The organism is Streptomyces himastatinicus ATCC 53653 (assembly GCF_000158915.1).
GTDB classification, from domain to species: Bacteria; Actinomycetota; Actinomycetes; order Streptomycetales; family Streptomycetaceae; genus Streptomyces; species Streptomyces himastatinicus.
Genome location: NZ_GG657754.1, coordinates 3,234,569 through 3,249,943 on the forward strand (window position 1 = coordinate 3,234,569; position 15,375 = coordinate 3,249,943).

Genomic DNA, 15,375 nt, shown 5'->3' on the forward strand with positions numbered 1-15,375 from the left:
GAAGCCGAGGCGGGTCCAGGCGGTCGTTCGTTACAGGTCGATCCCGGTGAGGACCATGACCCGCTCGTACGTGTAGTCCTCCATCGCGAACCGCACGCCCTCGCGCCCCACGCCGGACTTCTTGGCGCCGCCGTACGGCATCTGGTCGGCCCGGTACGACGGCACATCGCCGACGATCACGCCGCCGACCTCCAGCGCGCGGTGCGCGCGGAACGCGGTCTGCACATCGCGGGTGAAGACGCCCGTCTGGAGCCCGTACTTGGAGTCGTTGACGGCCGCGAACGCCGCGTCCTCGTCCGCCGCGCTCTGCACGGTCAGCACCGGGCCGAAGACCTCCTCGCAGGAGATCGTGACGTCCGCCGGGACGTCCGCGAGCACCGTCGGGGCGTAGCTCGCGCCCTCGCGCTTGCCGCCCGTCAGCAGCTTCGCCCCGGCCTGGACCGCCTCGTCCACCCAGGACTCGACGCGCTTGGCCGCGTCCTCGCTGACCAGCGGGCCGACATCGGTCGCGTCATCGGACGGATCGCCGGTGACCTGCGCCTCGACGGCCGCGACGATCTTCGGCAGCAGCCGCTCGTACACGGACGCGTCCGCGACCACCCGCTGCACGGAGATGCAGGACTGGCCGCCCTGGTAGTTGGAGAACGTGCCGATACGGGTGGCCGCCCAGTCGAGGTCGGGGTCGGCGGCGTAGTCGGAGAGGACGACCGCCGCGCCATTGCCGCCCAGCTCCAGCGTGCAGTGCTTGTGCGGCACCGACGCCTGGATCGCGTAGCCGACCTTGTCCGAACCGGTGAAGGAGATGACCGGCAGGCGCTCGTCCTGGACCAGTGCGGGCATCTGGTCGTTCGGCACCGGCAGCACGCTCCAGGAGCCCGCCGGAAGGTCGGTCTCGGCGAGCAGCTCGCCGATGACCAGCGCGGACAGCGGGGTCGCTGGCGCCGGCTTGAGGATGATCGGCGCACCGACGGCGAGGGCCGGGGCAACCTTGTGCGCGCACAGGTTCAGCGGGAAGTTGAACGGCGCGATGCCGAGCACGGTGCCCCGCGGGAAGCGGCGGGTCAGCGCGAGACGGCCCACGCCGCCGGGGTCGGTGTCCAGGCGCTGGGCCTCCCCGCCGTTGAACCGGCGGGCCTCCTCCGACGCGAGCCGGAACACGGAGACGGCGCGGCCGACCTCACCGCGCGCCCACTTCATGGGCTTGCCGTTCTCGTCCGAGATGAGCCGGGCGATCTCCTCGGTGCGCTCGGCGAGCCGTCGCGACACGTGGTCGAGGGCGGCGGCCCGTACGTGCGCGGGCGTCGCGGCGAACTCCGCGCGCACGGCCTCGGCGGCCGCCACGGCCTCCTCGATCTGCGCCTCGGTGGGAACGCTCACCGCGCCGACGCGCCGGCCGTCCCACGGCGACGTGACCTCGAGCGTGCTCTCGCCCGTCGCCTCGCGGCCGGCGAGCCAGAACGCATGGGTGACAGCTTCGTTTGTGTCTGGCACAGCGGATCCCGACCCTTCTGAAGTGGTGGGGTGATGGTGCGGATGTCTCTCTGCCTCCACCGTAGGCGCGCGGGACTCGCGGCGCGTTTGTCCGGGGCGGCGCAGTCGGCGCCCGCAGCGCACCGCAATGGCGTGGCGTGCGGTGCGTTGCGCTACCTCAGGACTTCAGCGTGGGTGTCGCCGGGGCCGTGGCCTTCAGGGCCAGCCAGAGTTCCATCCGGACATCCGGGTCGTCGAGGGAGCGGCCCAGGATCTCCTCCACGCGGCGCATCCGGTAGCGCAGGGTGTGCCGGTGAACGCCCAGGTCGGCGGCGGCCGCGTCCCACTGGCCGTGCCGGGACAGCCAGGCGCGGAGGGAGGCGACCAGATCGCCACGGCCCGTCGCGTCATGGTCGTGCAGGGCGCGCAGCATGCCGTCGGCGAAGGCCCGTACGGCGTCGTCGGCGAGCAGCGGCAGCAGCGAACCCGCCGCAACGTGCTCATGCTCCACCAGCACCCGGCCGCGCCGCCGGGCCACCGACAGGGCCTGCTCCGCCTGCCGGTAGGCGGCCGCGGCCGCGATGGGACCCGCCGGGGCGGACAGGCCGACGACCAAGCCGCCGCCCTGGGCGGCACGGTCGCGGGGACGGGTCGCCGTGGCGCGGCGGCTCTCGATCCCCTCGGCGTGCTCCGTACAGACGGCGACCGCGGCCCCGCCGTCGGGGGCCAGCACGATCATGCGCTCACCGTCGGGTACGACGAGCACCGCCTCCCCGGCGCGGGCGGCGGCCGCCTCCATGGCGTCCACGAGCACACCGAGGGGGTCGGCGCGATCCGGGTCGCCCGGGGTCGTGCCACCGCTGTCGGCGTCCATCGACGCCTCCGCCGCTGTCTCGTCCGTCGCGTACGCCGCGTGCGACTGGTGCGTACCGCCGCCCGGCACCGCCTCGGCGACCAGCATCCGGAACGGGGCGTCCAGCAGTCCCCCGTACAGCCGCCCGGCCACCGCCCGGGCGTGGTCCGGCTCCCCCGCGAGCAGCATCCGCAGGACCGCGGTGCCCAGCCGCTGCTCGGCCTCCCGCAGGGCCCGGGAACGCTCGGTGGTCAGGGTCAGCAACGCGACGGCCGAGTGGACGGCGTAGCGCTCGGCGGTGCCCAGCGGCGCGCCCGTACCGACCGCGAGGACGCCCCGGGTGCGGCGCCCGGTGCCCAGCGACTGGAGCTCCACCCGGTCCGTCGGCTCGTCGCCCGCGTCCGTGCCGCTCCCGCCGACCACCACGCTCGCGGGGGCGGGCCGGGCGCGCAGCCGTTCGGCATCGGCGGTGTGGCGGGCGGCGCGGCGGGCCGCCCAGTCGGGGGCGGCGGCGACCACGGAGCCGGAGGCGTCGTACAGCGCCGCCCAGCCGTCGACGTGCGCGGCGAGCCGGGCGAGCAGCGCGGCGGGCCCCTCGGCGCCGATCGCGGCGCGGGTCAGCTCGCGCTGCGCCTCGAACCCGGCGGTCACCGCGCGGTACTGGTCGGCGGCTATCGCCGCCGAGACGGCCTTGCTGATGGCGATGAAGGGCGTACGGCGCGGCACCACGAGCAGCGGCAGCCCCTCCTCCTTCGCCGCGGCCACGAGCGCCGCCGGAACCTCGTCGTAGGCGACCCCGAGAGCGAAACCGATCCCCACCACTCCCGCGTCGGCCAGCCGCCGGACGTAGCGGACCATCTCCTCCGGGTCCTCGGCGTCCAGCTTCATCGCGGTGATGAGCAGCAGCTCGCCGCCCTCCATGTACGGCACGGGGTCGGCGAGCTCGCTGACGTGGGCCCAGCGCACCGGCGTCTCCAGCCGGTCCTCTCCCGCGAGGACGGACAGCTTGAGCGCGGTGTGGTGGACGAGTGAGGCGAGCGTGGGAGGCATGGCACCTTCGATGCGGATGCGACGACGGAATACGACGACGAATGCGACTTCACCGTCCCGTATGAACGGCTACTGCCGATTCTGCCTCAATGGACGAATGCGTGGTATCCGCGCCGAGAACGTCACCTCTCGGGCCGGCTGGTGGCTGAGCCGCCAGTCGGCTCGAGAGGTGGCTGGCGGCTCAGCCGCGCAGATCCACCAGCACCGGCGGCCCGCCCTCGCCCCGCACCGACGTCACCGACAGCACCGCGTGCCCGGCGGGGACCGAATGCGCCAGCTCGGACGCGGACCAGCGCTCGCGCTCCACCTTCCGCACCGTCACGGACTGGGTGGTGACGGCCTTCCCCGTCACCACCTTGCGGATGAAGTGCAGGACCTTGGTGAACGGTTCGTCCGAGATGATCTGCCGGTCCGTGACGTCCCGGGTCTCGACCCACTCCGTACCCCACACCTCCGCGAACCGGGCCCCGTCCCACGTCGTCACCCCGGCGCAGGCCATCCGGCAGCCGACCGCCCCCAGCAGCGCGCTGCGCAGCGTCTCGGGAACGTCGTCGAGGGTGCGGAGGGTGAGCACCGCGCCCGCGTGGGCGGCGCGGAGGCGCTGGATACCGCGCAGCGCCTCGGGGGTGATGGTGTGCGACGCGTCGTCGAGGACCAGGCACGCGAAGAGCGACCGGTCGGCGCGGCCCGCGGCGCACTCGCTGAACTGCGCGAGCACGAGACGGGCCAGCATGCGGGACGCCTCCGCGTGCCCGCGCTCCGGCAGATCGATCCGGACCCGCAGCGGGTGTTCGAGGGCGCGGAGGGAGAACGGCCGCCGGTCGCCGGTGGTGTCGAAGAAGCCGGCGAACGCGGGCCGGTCCAGCAGCGCGATCCGGTCGGCCAGCAGCGCGCCCACGTCCCCGGGCGTGCCGGACTGCCGCACCCGCGCCTCCAGCTCACGCGCCTGCGCCTGCTCCCCCGCCGCGTCGAGCGCCTCGCGCAGCGTGCCGACCGCCGTCTTCGCGCCGTCCAGCAGCTCGCGCAGCTCCGGCACGGACGGGAAGCGGCCGTGCGCGGCGCGGTAGGGACCGAGCAGCTGGGCCAGCGCCGTGGCCGCGCGGCGGCTGTCACCGCCGGGCAGCGAGGCGGCCATGTCGCCGATCAGCGCCTCGGCGAGGATGCCCGCGGCCTCGTCGGGGTCCGTGGTGCCGCCGTAGAGGTCGAAGTCGTAGACGGAGTCGGGGCGGCCGATCTTCACGACGACGTCGAACGCATCGTCGGCCCCCAGCCCCGCCCCCGCGGGCCCCACGGCCACCACCGCGACCCGCCCGGCGAGCGCCTGGAGACACAGCGACTCCACGACGGGCCGCACCAGCCGCCCGGTCTTCCCCGACCCGGGCGGCCCGACGGCGAGCAGCGAGGTCCCCAGCACATCGGGGTCGAGCGCGAGCCCGGCGCCGCGGTGCTGGTAGGGATTGCGCAGATCGTCGACGGCGGTCCCGAGACGGACCTGGCGGGCGAGCAGATCGTGCTCGGCCATGCGCCCGGGCAGGTCCCGGGCACCGGACGGATGGCCGTGCGAGGCGGCGCCGTGGCGCAGCACGGTGTCGGTGAACGTGGCGAGCGAATTGCGTCCGGCCCGCACGGACTGCCAGGCGTGCTCGATGCGCGCGTGATCGACGTCGTTCATCGCCCCGGCCCGCGCCTCGGCCGCCAGCCGATCGGCCGCCCCGTGCGCCCCGGCGGCCCGCAGATGCGGCCACTCGACGGGGTCGGCCTCGGGCCGACTCGGCGCGGCCGCGGCGTCCGTCTCGTCCCAGGCGCGCCGGAAGAGGGGGGTGACGTAGCGGCGCCAGACTTCGGCCCAGTGGCCGACGCGGCCGAAGAGGACGGCCAGGAATGCGACGCAGACGGCGATATAGATGCGCTGCGACCACCAGCCTGCGTCCGTGTTCCCCCCACGCTCGTACCACGAGTCGGGTGTCAGCAGGTACATCGGCCACAGCCAGTAGCCGCCGAGGTATCCGTTCCAGAGCAGCGACCAGACCAGCCACCCGCAGAGCGCGGCGATGATCGCCCCGCTGAACAACCGGCGCCCGGGAATCCGGTCCGGGTCCTCCGGCGGCTTGGGCCTGTGCCCGTACGCCCACACCCCCGGCCCCGCCGCCTCCGCACGCGGAGTACGCAGCCACGCGACGAAGGACGGCCGCGCGCCCGGCGCCGCGGGCGCACCCGGAGCCGCAGGCGCGCCCGGCGGCATCGGCGGGGGCACCGCCGGGGCCGCCGGGGCCGCCGGGGGCACCCGGGGTGGGGCCGGGGGGCGGGGTGGCGGGGTGGGTCGGGTGTTGCGGGAGTCGAACGTGCCCTCGGTGTCCATCTGCTACCCCTTGCCCCCTGACCGGCTGTGCCTCTGCGTTTCGCGCCACCGCGCCACCGCTCAATCTAGTGTTCCCGCCCGGGGAGTTCAGCGACCCCACCGGGGTGACACCTCACGACGTGCCGGGATGTCCCCCGGGCCGCGGCTATGTCCGTCGCGGACAAGGCGACACACGTACTGCTCCCCAACGGAACATGCCGCTTCGCTCGCCGCGCGCCTAGCCTGCGAGTAAAGCCCCTGTCACGTCCCTTTCTTCCCGTGGAGTACCTCATGACCGAACTGTCCGGAGGCCCGTCCCTCCCCCAGGAGCGTCGCGTCGTCACCGCGATTCCCGGCCCGAAGTCGCAGGAGCTGCTCGCCCGTAAGACCGCGGCGGTCGCCGGGGGCGTGGGCAGTGTGCTGCCGGTCTTCACGGTGCGTGCGGGCGGCGGGGTGATCGAGGACGTGGACGGCAATTCGCTGATCGACTTCGGTTCCGGCATCGCCGTGACCTCGGTCGGCTCCAGCGCCGAGGCCGTGGTGCGCCGGGCGTCGGCGCAGCTGGCGGACTTCACGCACACCTGTTTCATGGTGACGCCGTACGAGGGGTACGTGGAGGTCTGCGAGGAGCTGGCGCGGCTCACGCCGGGCGATCACGCCAAGAAGTCGGCGCTGTTCAACTCGGGCGCGGAGGCGGTCGAGAACGCGGTGAAGATCGCCCGCGCGCACACCAAGCGCCAGGCGGTCGTCGTGTTCGACCACGGCTACCACGGCCGGACCAACCTCACCATGGCGCTCACCGCCAAGAACATGCCGTACAAGCACGGCTTCGGCCCCTTCGCGCCCGAGGTCTACCGCGTTCCGGTCGCCTACCCCTACCGCTGGCTGACGGGCCCGGAGAACTGCGCCGAGGAGGCCGCGGCCCAGGCCATCGACATGATCAGCAAGCAGGTCGGGTCGGAGAACGTGGCCGCGATCATCATCGAGCCGGTCCTCGGTGAGGGCGGCTTCATCGAGCCCGCCAAGGGCTTCCTGCCGCGGATCGCCGAGTTCGCGAAGGACAACGGCATCGTCTTCGTCGCGGACGAGATCCAGTCCGGTTTCTGCCGCACCGGCCAGTGGTTCGCCTGCGAGGACGAGGGCATCGTCCCGGACCTGATCACCACCGCCAAGGGCATCGCGGGCGGTCTTCCGCTGGCCGCCGTCACCGGCCGCGCCGAGATCATGGACGCGGCGCACTCCGGCGGCCTCGGCGGCACCTACGGCGGCAACCCGGTGGCCTGCGCGGCGGCGCTGGGCGCGATCGAGACGATGCGCGAGCTGGACCTCAACGCGAAGGCCCGGCGCATCGAGGAGGTCATGAAGGGCCGGCTGTCGGCGATGCAGGAGAAGCACGACATCATCGGCGACCTCCGCGGCCGTGGCGCGATGATCGCGATCGAACTGGTGAAGCCGGGCACCAAGGACCCGAACCCGGAGGCGACGGCGGCCGTCGCCAAGGCCTGCCACGCCGCCGGGCTACTGGTTCTGACCTGCGGTACGTACGGGAACGTGCTGCGTTTCCTGCCGCCGCTGGTGATCGGAGAGGACCTGCTGAACGAGGGTCTGGACGTCCTCGAGGGCGCCCTCGCCGAGCTGTGACTGTGGGTGGATCGTCGGGAGCGTGAAGAAGATGTGCGGGGCCGATGACAGGTGGGTGATCGGCCTGTCCGACAGCCTCTCGCTGCCGTACGGTCATTCCAGATGAGAGAAACACCCCGCTCGCAGGGGACTGCGGGCGATGCCGAGCCGGCGCTTCCCCAGCTCCGACCCGGCTGTGCCCTCGCGCACACCACTGGAGCCTCCGGCTCCGGATCTCCTCACCGATCGGACGGCCGCCCGCCCCAAACCCCCCGGGGCGAGCGGCACACCGGTCGCCACGGCGGCCCCGGAACCACCCCCCCTGTTCCGGGGCCGCCGTCTGTCTTCTTCCGTCACACCGCTCTCCGCGCGCTCGTGCTCCCCACTGTGCTGCTGGCGGTGTTCGCGCTGTGCGCCTGGCAGGTCGCCGCCCACGGTCCGCTGCGTACGTTCGACGAGCGGCTCGGCCGCGCGATCGCCGGATCGCCCCTCCCACTCCTCCGGCGCGGAGTTCTTCGCCGACCTCGGCAATACGAAGGTGGCGCTTCCGGTCCTCGGCGTCGCGCTCGCCTGCACGGCATGGCGTACCCGGGCAGCGGTACGCCGGTGGTGGCCGGGGCCGCTGGCCGCCGCGCTGGCGATGGCGGCGGTCCCGGCCCGGGGCGCACCGCTGAAGGCGCTGCTCGACCGCCCGGGTCCGCCCGGGCCGCTGGCGGGCGAGACCGGGTTCTTCCCTTCCGGCCATGCCGCGACGGCCGCCGTCGCCTATGGCGCGGCAGCCGTGCTGCTGCTCCCCCTCCTGCGCGCGAGGCTGCGGGGGTGGCTGATCGGCGCCGTCGTCCTGCTCACCTCGCGGTGGGGGTGGGCCTGGTCCGCCGGGCGTACCACTGGCCGCTGGATGTGGTCGGGAGCTGGTGTCTGTGCGGCTGTCTGCTGTGGGCGGTGCTCCGCGTACGCGAACGGAGCGGCAGGCGCACGGCCTGACAGCGGGGGTCAGCTGTCGAAGCCCAGCCCGGCCCTGTCCATCGCCTTCAGCCACAGATTGCGCCGTCCCCCGTTGGCGTCGGCCCGGCTCATCGACCACTGGGTGAGTCCGATCCCCGCCCACCGGACCGGTTCCGGCGGGAACGGCAGGGGCTTGCTGCGCACCATCTCCAGCCGGGTCCGCTCGGTGTCGTCGCCCGCCAGCAGGTCGAGCATCACCTCCGCGCCGAAGCGGCTCGCGCCGACGCCGAGGCCGGTGTAGCCGAGGGCGTAGGCGACGCGTCCGCCGTGTGCGCTGCCGAAGAACGCGGAGAAGCGCGAGCAGGTGTCGATCGCGCCGCCCCAGGCGTGGCTGAACCGCACGCCCTCCAGCTGCGGGAAGCAGCGGAAGAAGTGCTGGGCGAGGGTGCGGTAGGTGGCCGGGTGGTGATCGTATTCGGCCCGCACCCCGCCGCCGTAGCGGTAGACGATGTCGTAGCCGCCCCACAGGATGCGGTGGTCGGCGGTGATGCGGAAGTAGTGGAAGTGGTTGGCGGTGTCGCTGAGGCCCTGCCGCCGCTGCCAGCCGATCGCGGCGAGCTGCTCACCGGTCAGCGGTTCGGTCATCAGGGCGTGGTCGTAGACGGGGACGATGTACGGGCGGACGCGGCGCACCAGGGCCGGGAAGGCGTTGGTGGCCAGCGCGACGTGACGTGCCCGCACCCGGCCGTAGGGGGTGCGCACCAGCATCCCGGAGGATCCCGTTCCGGCGCGGCTCAGCTGCTCGGCGGGGGTGTGTTCGTAGATCCGTACGCCCAGTTCGGCGCAGGCGCGCTTGAGGCCCCAGGCGAGCTTGGCGGGGTGCAGCATGGCCACGCCCCCGCGGTCCCACAGCCCGGCGAGGAAGGTGGGCGAGTCGACCTCGGCGCGCACCGCGTCCCGGTCCAGGAACTCGGGCTCCTGGACGCCGAGCGCGGCGGCCTGGGCCGCGGTTTCGCGCAGTTCGTCGATCTGGTGGGGCCGGGTGGCGACGTCGATCTCCCCGGTGCGCTCGAAGTCGCAGTCGAGGGCGTAGCGGGCGACGGCGGTTTCGATGGCGTCCAGGTTGCGGTGGCCGAGCCGTTCCAGTTCGGGCAGTTCACGGGGCCAGCGGGCGGCGCCGTTGCCGAGGCCGTGGGTGAGCGAGGCGGCGCAGAAGCCGCCATTGCGGCCGGAGGCGGCCCAGCCCGCCTCCTGGGCCTCGACCAGCACCACGTCGCGGCCGGGGTCGCGCTCCTTGGCGATCAGCGCGGTCCACAGCCCGCTGTAGCCGCCGCCGATGACGAGCAGGTCGCAGCGCTCGTCGCCGACCAGGGCGGGGCGCGGGCGGGGCCGCCCGGGGTCGTCCAGCCAGTACGAGGTGTACGCGACGTCGGCGAGGGCCGCCAGGACGGGCGGTCCGGGAGCGTCGCTGCCTCCGGGAGAGCGGGGCATGGCGTCTGCGGCCATGGGTGTCAGCTCCTCTTGCGGCGGGCGCCGGCCAGCTGACCGGCGAGGACGCACAGCACCGCGACGGCGAACATCGCCGTTCCGATCACATTGATCTGGACGGGGGTGCCGCGCTGCGCGGATCCCCACACGAACATGGGGAAGGTCACGGTCGATCCGGCGTTGAAGTTGGTGATGATGAAGTCGTCGAAGGAGAGCGCGAAGGACAGCAGCGCACCGGCGGCGATGCCGGGGGCGGCGATCGGCAGGGTGACGCGCAGGAACGTCTGCGCCGGGGAGGCGTAGAGATCCTGGGCGGCCTGTTCCAGCCGGGGATCCATGCTCATGACGCGCGCCTTGACGGCGGTGACGACGAAGCTCAGGCAGAACATGATGTGGGCGATGAGGATCGTCCAGAAGCCGAAGCCCACGCCCATGTTGAGGAAGAGGGTGGCGAGCGAGGCGGCCATGACCACCTCGGGCATCGCCATCGGAAGGAAGATCAGGCTGTTGACCGCGGGGCGGGCCCGGAAGCGGTAGCGGGCCAGCGCGAAGGCGATCATCGTGCCGAGGACGGTCGCGCCGAGCGTGGCCCACACCGCGAGCTGGAGGCTCAGGGAGAGCGAGCCGCACAGGTCGGGGACGCCGCACGGATCGGTCCAGGCATCGGTGGAGAACCGCTGCCAGGCGTAGTTGAAGCGGCCGTTGGGCTTGTTGAACGAGAACACCAGGACGATGACGTTCGGCAGGATCAGATACGCGAGGGTGGCGAGCCCCGCGAGGATCACCAGGTTGCGCCGTATCCAGCGGATGAGGTCCATCAGACGAGATCCTCCGTCCCTGCCTTGCGGATGTAGACGGTGACCATCGCGAGGATCGCCGCCATGAGGAGGAAGGACAGCGCGGCGGCCGTCGGGTAGTCGAGTACCCGCAGGAACTGCGACTGGATGACGTTGCCGATCATTTTCTGGTCGGTGGAGCCCAGCAGCTCGGCGTTGATGTAGTCGCCCGCGGCCGGGATGAAGGTCAGCAGGGTGCCCGCGACGACCCCCGGCATGGACAGCGGGAAGGTGACCTTGCGGAAGACGGTGACGGGGCGGGCGTAGAGGTCGCGGGCGGCCTCGTGGAGCCTGCCGTCGATGCGCTCCAGGGAGGTGTAGAGCGGCAGGATCATGAAGGGCAGGAAGTTGTACGTCAGCCCGCAGACCACGGCGAGCGGCGTGGCCAGCACCCGCTGCCCCTCGGTGATCCCCAGCCCGCTGGTGACGTCCAGGATGTGCAGGGAGTTCAGCACCCCCACCACCGGGCCGCCGTCCGCCAGGATCGTCTTCCAGGCGAGGGTGCGGATCAGGAAGCTGGTGAAGAACGGCGCGATGACCAGGACCATCAGCAGATTGCGCCAGCGGCCCGCCCGGAAGGCGATCAGGTACGCGAGCGGGTAGCCGAGCAGCAGGCACAGCACGGTAGCGGTGGCCGCGTACAGCACCGAGCGCAGGAACTGCGGGGTGTACTCGGTGAGCGCGTCCCAGTACGTCTGCACGTGCCAGGTGACCCGGAACCCCTCTTCGAGGGAGCCGGTCTGGACGGAGGTCGACGCCTGGTAGACGAGCGGGGCCACGAAGAACACCAGCAGCCACAGGATGCCGGGGAGCAGCAGCCAGTAGGGCACCAGCCGCTTGCGTACGTTACGGGGCGCGGCACTGACGGGGGCCGCCTCGCGCGTCTCCGTGGCCGTCACGCCGCCTCCCCCTCAGTACTGATGTCGGTGCCCGCGTCGATGTCCTGGGCCGGGTCGAGGCCGAAGGTGTGGGCGGGGCTCCAGTGCAGGACGACCTCGGCGCCGGGGACGAGCCGGGGGTCGCGCTCGATGTTCTGCTCGTAGACGGCCAGCTCGGCGCCGTCCGGGGTGGCCACGACGTACTGCGTGGAGACGCCGATGAAGCTGGAGTCCGCGATGCGGCCGGTCATCCGGTTGCGGGCCGCGGGAACGGCCCCGGTGTCCTCGGCGGGGGTGAGGGAGATCTTCTCGGGGCGCACCCCGACCAGCACCGCGGCGCCGGTACGGGCGGGGGCACCGCATCGCCCGGCGGGCAGGGTGAGGCGGCCCCCGGCGGCGGTCAGGAGGAGCTCGCCGCCGCTCTTGTCGGTGATCTCGGCCTCGATGAGGTTGGAGGTGCCGAGGAAGTTGGCGACGAAGGTGGTGCCCGGGCTCTCGTACAGCTCGGCCGGGGCGCCCAGCTGCTCGACGCGGCCGCCGTTCATCACCGCGACCGTGTCGGCCATGGTCATGGCCTCCTCCTGGTCGTGGGTGACATGGACGAAGGTGATGCCGACCTCGGTCTGGATGCGCTTCAGCTCCAGCTGCATCTGGCGGCGCAGCTTGAGGTCGAGGGCGCCCAGCGGCTCGTCGAGGAGCAGCACCCGGGGGTGGTTGATGAGCGCGCGGGCGAGGGCGACGCGCTGTTGCTGGCCGCCGGAGAGCTGCTGCGGTCTGCGGCGGGCGAAGTCGCCGAGCTGGACGAGGTCCAGCATCTCCCCGACCTGCCTCTTGACGGACTTGATGCCCCGTCGGCGCAGCCCGAAGGCGACGTTCTCGTAGATGTCGAGATGCGGGAAGAGGGCGTAGCTCTGGAAGACGGTGTTGACGGGCCGCCGGTGCGGCGGGAGGGCGGTGACGTCGTCCCCGGCGAGCCGGATGGTGCCGGTGGTGGGCTCCTCGAGTCCGGCGATCATGCGCAGGGTGGTGGTCTTGCCGCAGCCGGAGGCGCCGAGCAGGGCGAAGAAGGAGCCGGCGGGTATGTGCAGGTCGAGCGGGTGGACGGCGGTGAAGGACCCGTAGGTCTTGCTGATCCCGTCGAGCCGGACGTCGCCGCCGGTGGTGGTGGGCTGGGTCATGGGTGGACTTCCTCGCGTGTCAGGCCGTCAGGCGCCGGTGAGCTTGGCGAACGCGTCCTCGAACGCCGTCTCCTCCGTGCTCGACAGGGAGCGGAAGGCGTGGGACTTGGCGGCCATCTCCTCGTCCGGGAGGATCAGCGGGTTGTCCGCCAGCTCCTTGTCGATCTTCGCGAGTTCGGCGCGTACGCCGTCGACCGGGCAGACGTAGTTGATGTAGGCGGCGATCTTCGCGGCGACCTTGGGCTCGTAGTAGTAGTCGATGAGCCGTTCGGCGTTCTTCTTGTGGCGTGCCCCGGCCGGGATCAGGAGGTTGTCGGTGGCGGTCATGTAGCCGGCGTCGGGGATGGCGAACTCGATCTCCGGGTTGTCGGCCTGGAGCTGGATGAGGTCACCGGCCCAGGCCATGCAGGCGGCGAGGTCGCCCCTCGTGAGGTCGCCGGTGTAGTCGTTGCCGGTGAAGCGGCGGATCTGGCCGCGGTCGGACGCCTTCTGGAGGCGGGCGATCGCCGCGCCGAAGTCGTCCGCGGTGACGCTCTCGGGGCGTTTGCCCATGTCGAGCAGGGTCAGCCCGACGGTGTCGCGCATCTCGGTGAGCAGGCCGACCCGGCCCTTGAGCCGGGGGTCCTCCAGGAGCTGGGAGACGGAGGTGACGCTGCGGCCGCCGGTGGCCTTCTTGTTGTACGCGATGACGGCGGGGATGCCGGTCCAGGGGTAGGAGTGGGCGCGGCCCGGGTCCCAGTCCGGGTCGCGGAACTCCGCCGCCAGGTTCGTATAGGCGTGGGGCAGATGGGCCGCGTCCAGGGTCTGCACCCAGCCGAGCCGGATCATCCGGGCGGCCAGCCAGTCGGTGACGCAGATGAGGTCGCGTCCGGTGTCCTGGCCCGCGGCGAGCTGCGGCTTGATCTTGCCGAAGAACTCCACGTTGTCGTTGATGTCCTCGGTGTACTTCACCGTGATGCCGGTGCGGCGCCGGAACTCCTCCAGGGTCGGGCGGCGGCCGCCCTTGGTCTCGTCCATGTACTCCGTCCAGTTGGAGAACGCGACGCGCTTCTCCTCGGCGGAGTGGTCATCGGCGGCGCTGTCGGCGCCGGTGCGCCCGGCGGGTGGGATCCCGCAGCCGCTGAGCGCCCCGAGCCCTCCGGCGGCGAGCGCTCCGGCGCCGCCCGCCCGCAGCAGCCCACGGCGGGACAGCGCCATACGGCCGCCTGCCATGCTGCGCCGCATCGCGGCGAGCTGTGGCGCGGACAGGCTCTCGGGCTCGTGCCGTGACTCCATACGCTGTGCCCCCTCGGCGAACCGCCGCTCCGTCGGACCGCATCGCTGATCCATGGCCTGATCTCCTCCGCCGGACCGCCCCCTCACACGAGGAGGGCGGCGTGGCTCCAACCGGAATCGAGGGATGATCCTGGCAGAGCACCTGCGCTTCAACAAGGGATTCCGTCGTTGCTTTTTGGTTTCGCGACGGAATCAGTGATTGCCTTCGGAGGGGTGACCGGCCCCGCCGCCCGGGGCGCTGTCGGTGGCCGGTGCGAGAATCCCGGGCATGGAGACGAACGGGGCAAGGGCATCGGCCACGGGGGACGGCGGACCGCGCTCGGTCGAGGAGCTGGTGCACCGGACGGCGCGCGGCGAGACCCTCAAGTACGTGTATTTCTGGGGCCATCGGCCGCGGCGCGACGGCGGCGTGGGTGCCGGGTGCTTCAGCCAGTGGTGGCCCGCGCCGTTCGAGGTGGACGGCGTCACCTACCCGACCGCCGAGCACTGGATGATGGCCGGGAAGGCACGGCTGTTCGGCGACGCGGACGCCGAGCGGCGGGCGCTGACCGCCTCGCACCCCAAGCAGGCCAAGGACGCGGGCCGTTCGGTGCGCGGCTTCGACGAGGCGCGGTGGCGGGCGCACCGCTTCGCGCTGGTCGTCGAGGGCAGTGTGCACAAGTTCGGCCAGCACCCGCCGCTGCGCGACTATCTGCTGGGGACCAACTCCCGGGTGCTGGTGGAGGCCAGCCCGATGGACCGGATTTGGGGCATCGGGCTGGCGGCGGACGACGAGCGGGCGGCGGACCCGGCCCGCTGGCGCGGGCTCAATCTGCTGGGCTTCGCGCTGATGGAGGCGCGTCAGCGGCTCATATCGGCGGGCGGGACCACCCGCACGACCGACATGTTGGCGTAGCCGGAGTCGTCGGCGCTGTCCGAGCTGTCACGGTTCTCGTCCGCGACATAGACGAAGATCATCACCACGCTCGCCACCACGGCGGCGGACCCGAGGATGAGCCCGGCAAGGGCCATGCCGCCGTTGGTCGCCTCGCCCCGGCTCGCCTTGGCGCGGCCGAGCGCCCCGAAGATGATCGCGAGTACACCGAGGATGATGCTGAACACGACGCTGAAGAAGAACACCAGGCCGACGATGCCGAGCACCAGGGCGGCCGTGCCGGTGCCGTTGTTCGGCATATAGGTCCCGCCCGGCTGCCAGCCCTGACCGTAACCCGCTCCCGGGTACGCGGCGCCGGGGTAGGCACCGCCCGGGTAGGCGGGGTACGCCGCGCCGGGATAGCCGTAGCCGGGCCCGCCGTACGGGGCCTGGCCGCCGTAGCCCGGCTGGCCGTAGCCGCCGGTGCCGTACGGCGTGCCCTGGTACGCGCTCGGGGTGCCCGGGCCCGTCGGGGCGGGCGGCGGCGGAGGCACCGCACCGGCGCCGGGCACGGCGCCCGGCAGGGCCGGG

The 15,375-nt window shown here is 72.6% G+C and carries 11 protein-coding genes and 1 pseudogene; 3 read left to right on the top strand and 9 right to left on the bottom strand.

Going from position 1 to position 15,375, the window contains the following annotated elements:
• Window positions 1-30 precede the first annotated feature (30 nt).
• The 3 genes from SSOG_RS13050 to SSOG_RS13060 all read right to left on the bottom strand — a co-directional run bounded on the left by SSOG_RS13050 (window position 31) and on the right by SSOG_RS13060 (window position 5,732).
• Window positions 31-1,491: an aldehyde dehydrogenase family protein gene (locus tag SSOG_RS13050; RefSeq protein WP_009714692.1), complete on the bottom strand. Its 1,461-nt coding sequence runs from the start codon at window positions 1,489-1,491 to the stop codon at window positions 31-33.
• Between the two features lie 157 nt (window positions 1,492-1,648).
• The gene (locus SSOG_RS13055; RefSeq protein WP_009714693.1) at window positions 1,649-3,373 is read right to left on the bottom strand and encodes a PucR family transcriptional regulator; all 1,725 of its coding nucleotides are present in this window, start codon (window positions 3,371-3,373) and stop codon (window positions 1,649-1,651) included.
• A 181-nt stretch (window positions 3,374-3,554) separates the two neighbouring features.
• Complete coding sequence (locus SSOG_RS13060) at window positions 3,555-5,732, bottom strand: ATP-binding protein (protein ID WP_009714694.1); 2,178 nt, start codon at window positions 5,730-5,732, stop codon at window positions 3,555-3,557.
• A gap of 270 nt (window positions 5,733-6,002) precedes the next feature.
• Here SSOG_RS13060 and gabT point away from each other — a divergent pair, with 270 nt between their 5' ends.
• Window positions 6,003-7,352: a 4-aminobutyrate--2-oxoglutarate transaminase gene (gabT, locus tag SSOG_RS13065; protein ID WP_039937423.1), complete on the top strand. Its 1,350-nt coding sequence runs from the start codon at window positions 6,003-6,005 to the stop codon at window positions 7,350-7,352.
• Between the two features lie 372 nt (window positions 7,353-7,724).
• Window positions 7,725-8,315: pseudogene (locus SSOG_RS58425) on the top strand (phosphatase PAP2 family protein).
• Window positions 8,316-8,324: 9 nt separating this feature from the next.
• Here SSOG_RS58425 and SSOG_RS13070 read toward each other — a convergent pair.
• The 5 genes from SSOG_RS13070 to SSOG_RS13090 are packed head-to-tail and all read right to left on the bottom strand — an operon-like array spanning window position 8,325 to window position 13,931.
• The gene (locus SSOG_RS13070) at window positions 8,325-9,782 is read right to left on the bottom strand and encodes an NAD(P)/FAD-dependent oxidoreductase (RefSeq protein WP_167542487.1); all 1,458 of its coding nucleotides are present in this window, start codon (window positions 9,780-9,782) and stop codon (window positions 8,325-8,327) included.
• A gap of 5 nt (window positions 9,783-9,787) precedes the next feature.
• The gene (locus tag SSOG_RS13075; protein ID WP_009714698.1) at window positions 9,788-10,582 is read right to left on the bottom strand and encodes an ABC transporter permease; all 795 of its coding nucleotides are present in this window, start codon (window positions 10,580-10,582) and stop codon (window positions 9,788-9,790) included.
• Window positions 10,582-11,499, bottom strand: a complete 918-nt coding sequence (locus tag SSOG_RS13080) for an ABC transporter permease (RefSeq protein ID WP_009714699.1) — start codon at window positions 11,497-11,499, stop codon at window positions 10,582-10,584. The genes SSOG_RS13075 and SSOG_RS13080 overlap by 1 nt, the downstream gene beginning before the upstream one ends.
• Window positions 11,496-12,656 carry an ABC transporter ATP-binding protein gene (locus SSOG_RS13085; protein WP_009714700.1) on the bottom strand — a complete coding sequence of 387 codons (1,161 nt, stop codon included), beginning with the start codon at window positions 12,654-12,656 and terminating at the stop codon, window positions 11,496-11,498. The genes SSOG_RS13080 and SSOG_RS13085 overlap by 4 nt, the downstream gene beginning before the upstream one ends.
• 27 nt (window positions 12,657-12,683) lie before the next feature.
• The gene (locus SSOG_RS13090) at window positions 12,684-13,931 is read right to left on the bottom strand and encodes a polyamine ABC transporter substrate-binding protein (protein WP_009714701.1); all 1,248 of its coding nucleotides are present in this window, start codon (window positions 13,929-13,931) and stop codon (window positions 12,684-12,686) included.
• A gap of 268 nt (window positions 13,932-14,199) precedes the next feature.
• Here SSOG_RS13090 and SSOG_RS13095 point away from each other — a divergent pair, with 268 nt between their 5' ends.
• Window positions 14,200-14,826: a riboflavin biosynthesis intermediates N-glycosidase gene (locus SSOG_RS13095; RefSeq protein ID WP_039937427.1), complete on the top strand. Its 627-nt coding sequence runs from the start codon at window positions 14,200-14,202 to the stop codon at window positions 14,824-14,826.
• Here SSOG_RS13095 and SSOG_RS13100 read toward each other — a convergent pair.
• The coding region (locus SSOG_RS13100; protein WP_167542488.1) for a DUF4190 domain-containing protein at window positions 14,772-15,375 on the bottom strand (604 nt) is incomplete at its 5' end. The genes SSOG_RS13095 and SSOG_RS13100 overlap by 55 nt on opposite strands.

What these genes read in the sequence shown, in the direction of transcription:
- SSOG_RS13055 (WP_009714693.1), bottom strand. Translation starts at nt 3,373, where the DNA reads ATGCCTCCCACGCTCGCCTCACTCGTCCACCACACCGCGCTCAAGCTG.
- SSOG_RS13060 (WP_009714694.1), bottom strand. Translation starts at nt 5,732, where the DNA reads ATGGACACCGAGGGCACGTTCGACTCCCGCAACACCCGACCCACCCCG.
- gabT (WP_039937423.1), top strand. Translation starts at nt 6,003, where the DNA reads ATGACCGAACTGTCCGGAGGCCCGTCCCTCCCCCAGGAGCGTCGCGTC.
- SSOG_RS13070 (WP_167542487.1), bottom strand. Translation starts at nt 9,782, where the DNA reads ATGGCCGCAGACGCCATGCCCCGCTCTCCCGGAGGCAGCGACGCTCCC.
- SSOG_RS13075 (WP_009714698.1), bottom strand. Translation starts at nt 10,582, where the DNA reads ATGGACCTCATCCGCTGGATACGGCGCAACCTGGTGATCCTCGCGGGG.
- SSOG_RS13085 (WP_009714700.1), bottom strand. Translation starts at nt 12,656, where the DNA reads ATGACCCAGCCCACCACCACCGGCGGCGACGTCCGGCTCGACGGGATC.
- SSOG_RS13090 (WP_009714701.1), bottom strand. Translation starts at nt 13,931, where the DNA reads ATGGAGTCACGGCACGAGCCCGAGAGCCTGTCCGCGCCACAGCTCGCC.
- SSOG_RS13095 (WP_039937427.1), top strand. Translation starts at nt 14,200, where the DNA reads ATGGAGACGAACGGGGCAAGGGCATCGGCCACGGGGGACGGCGGACCG.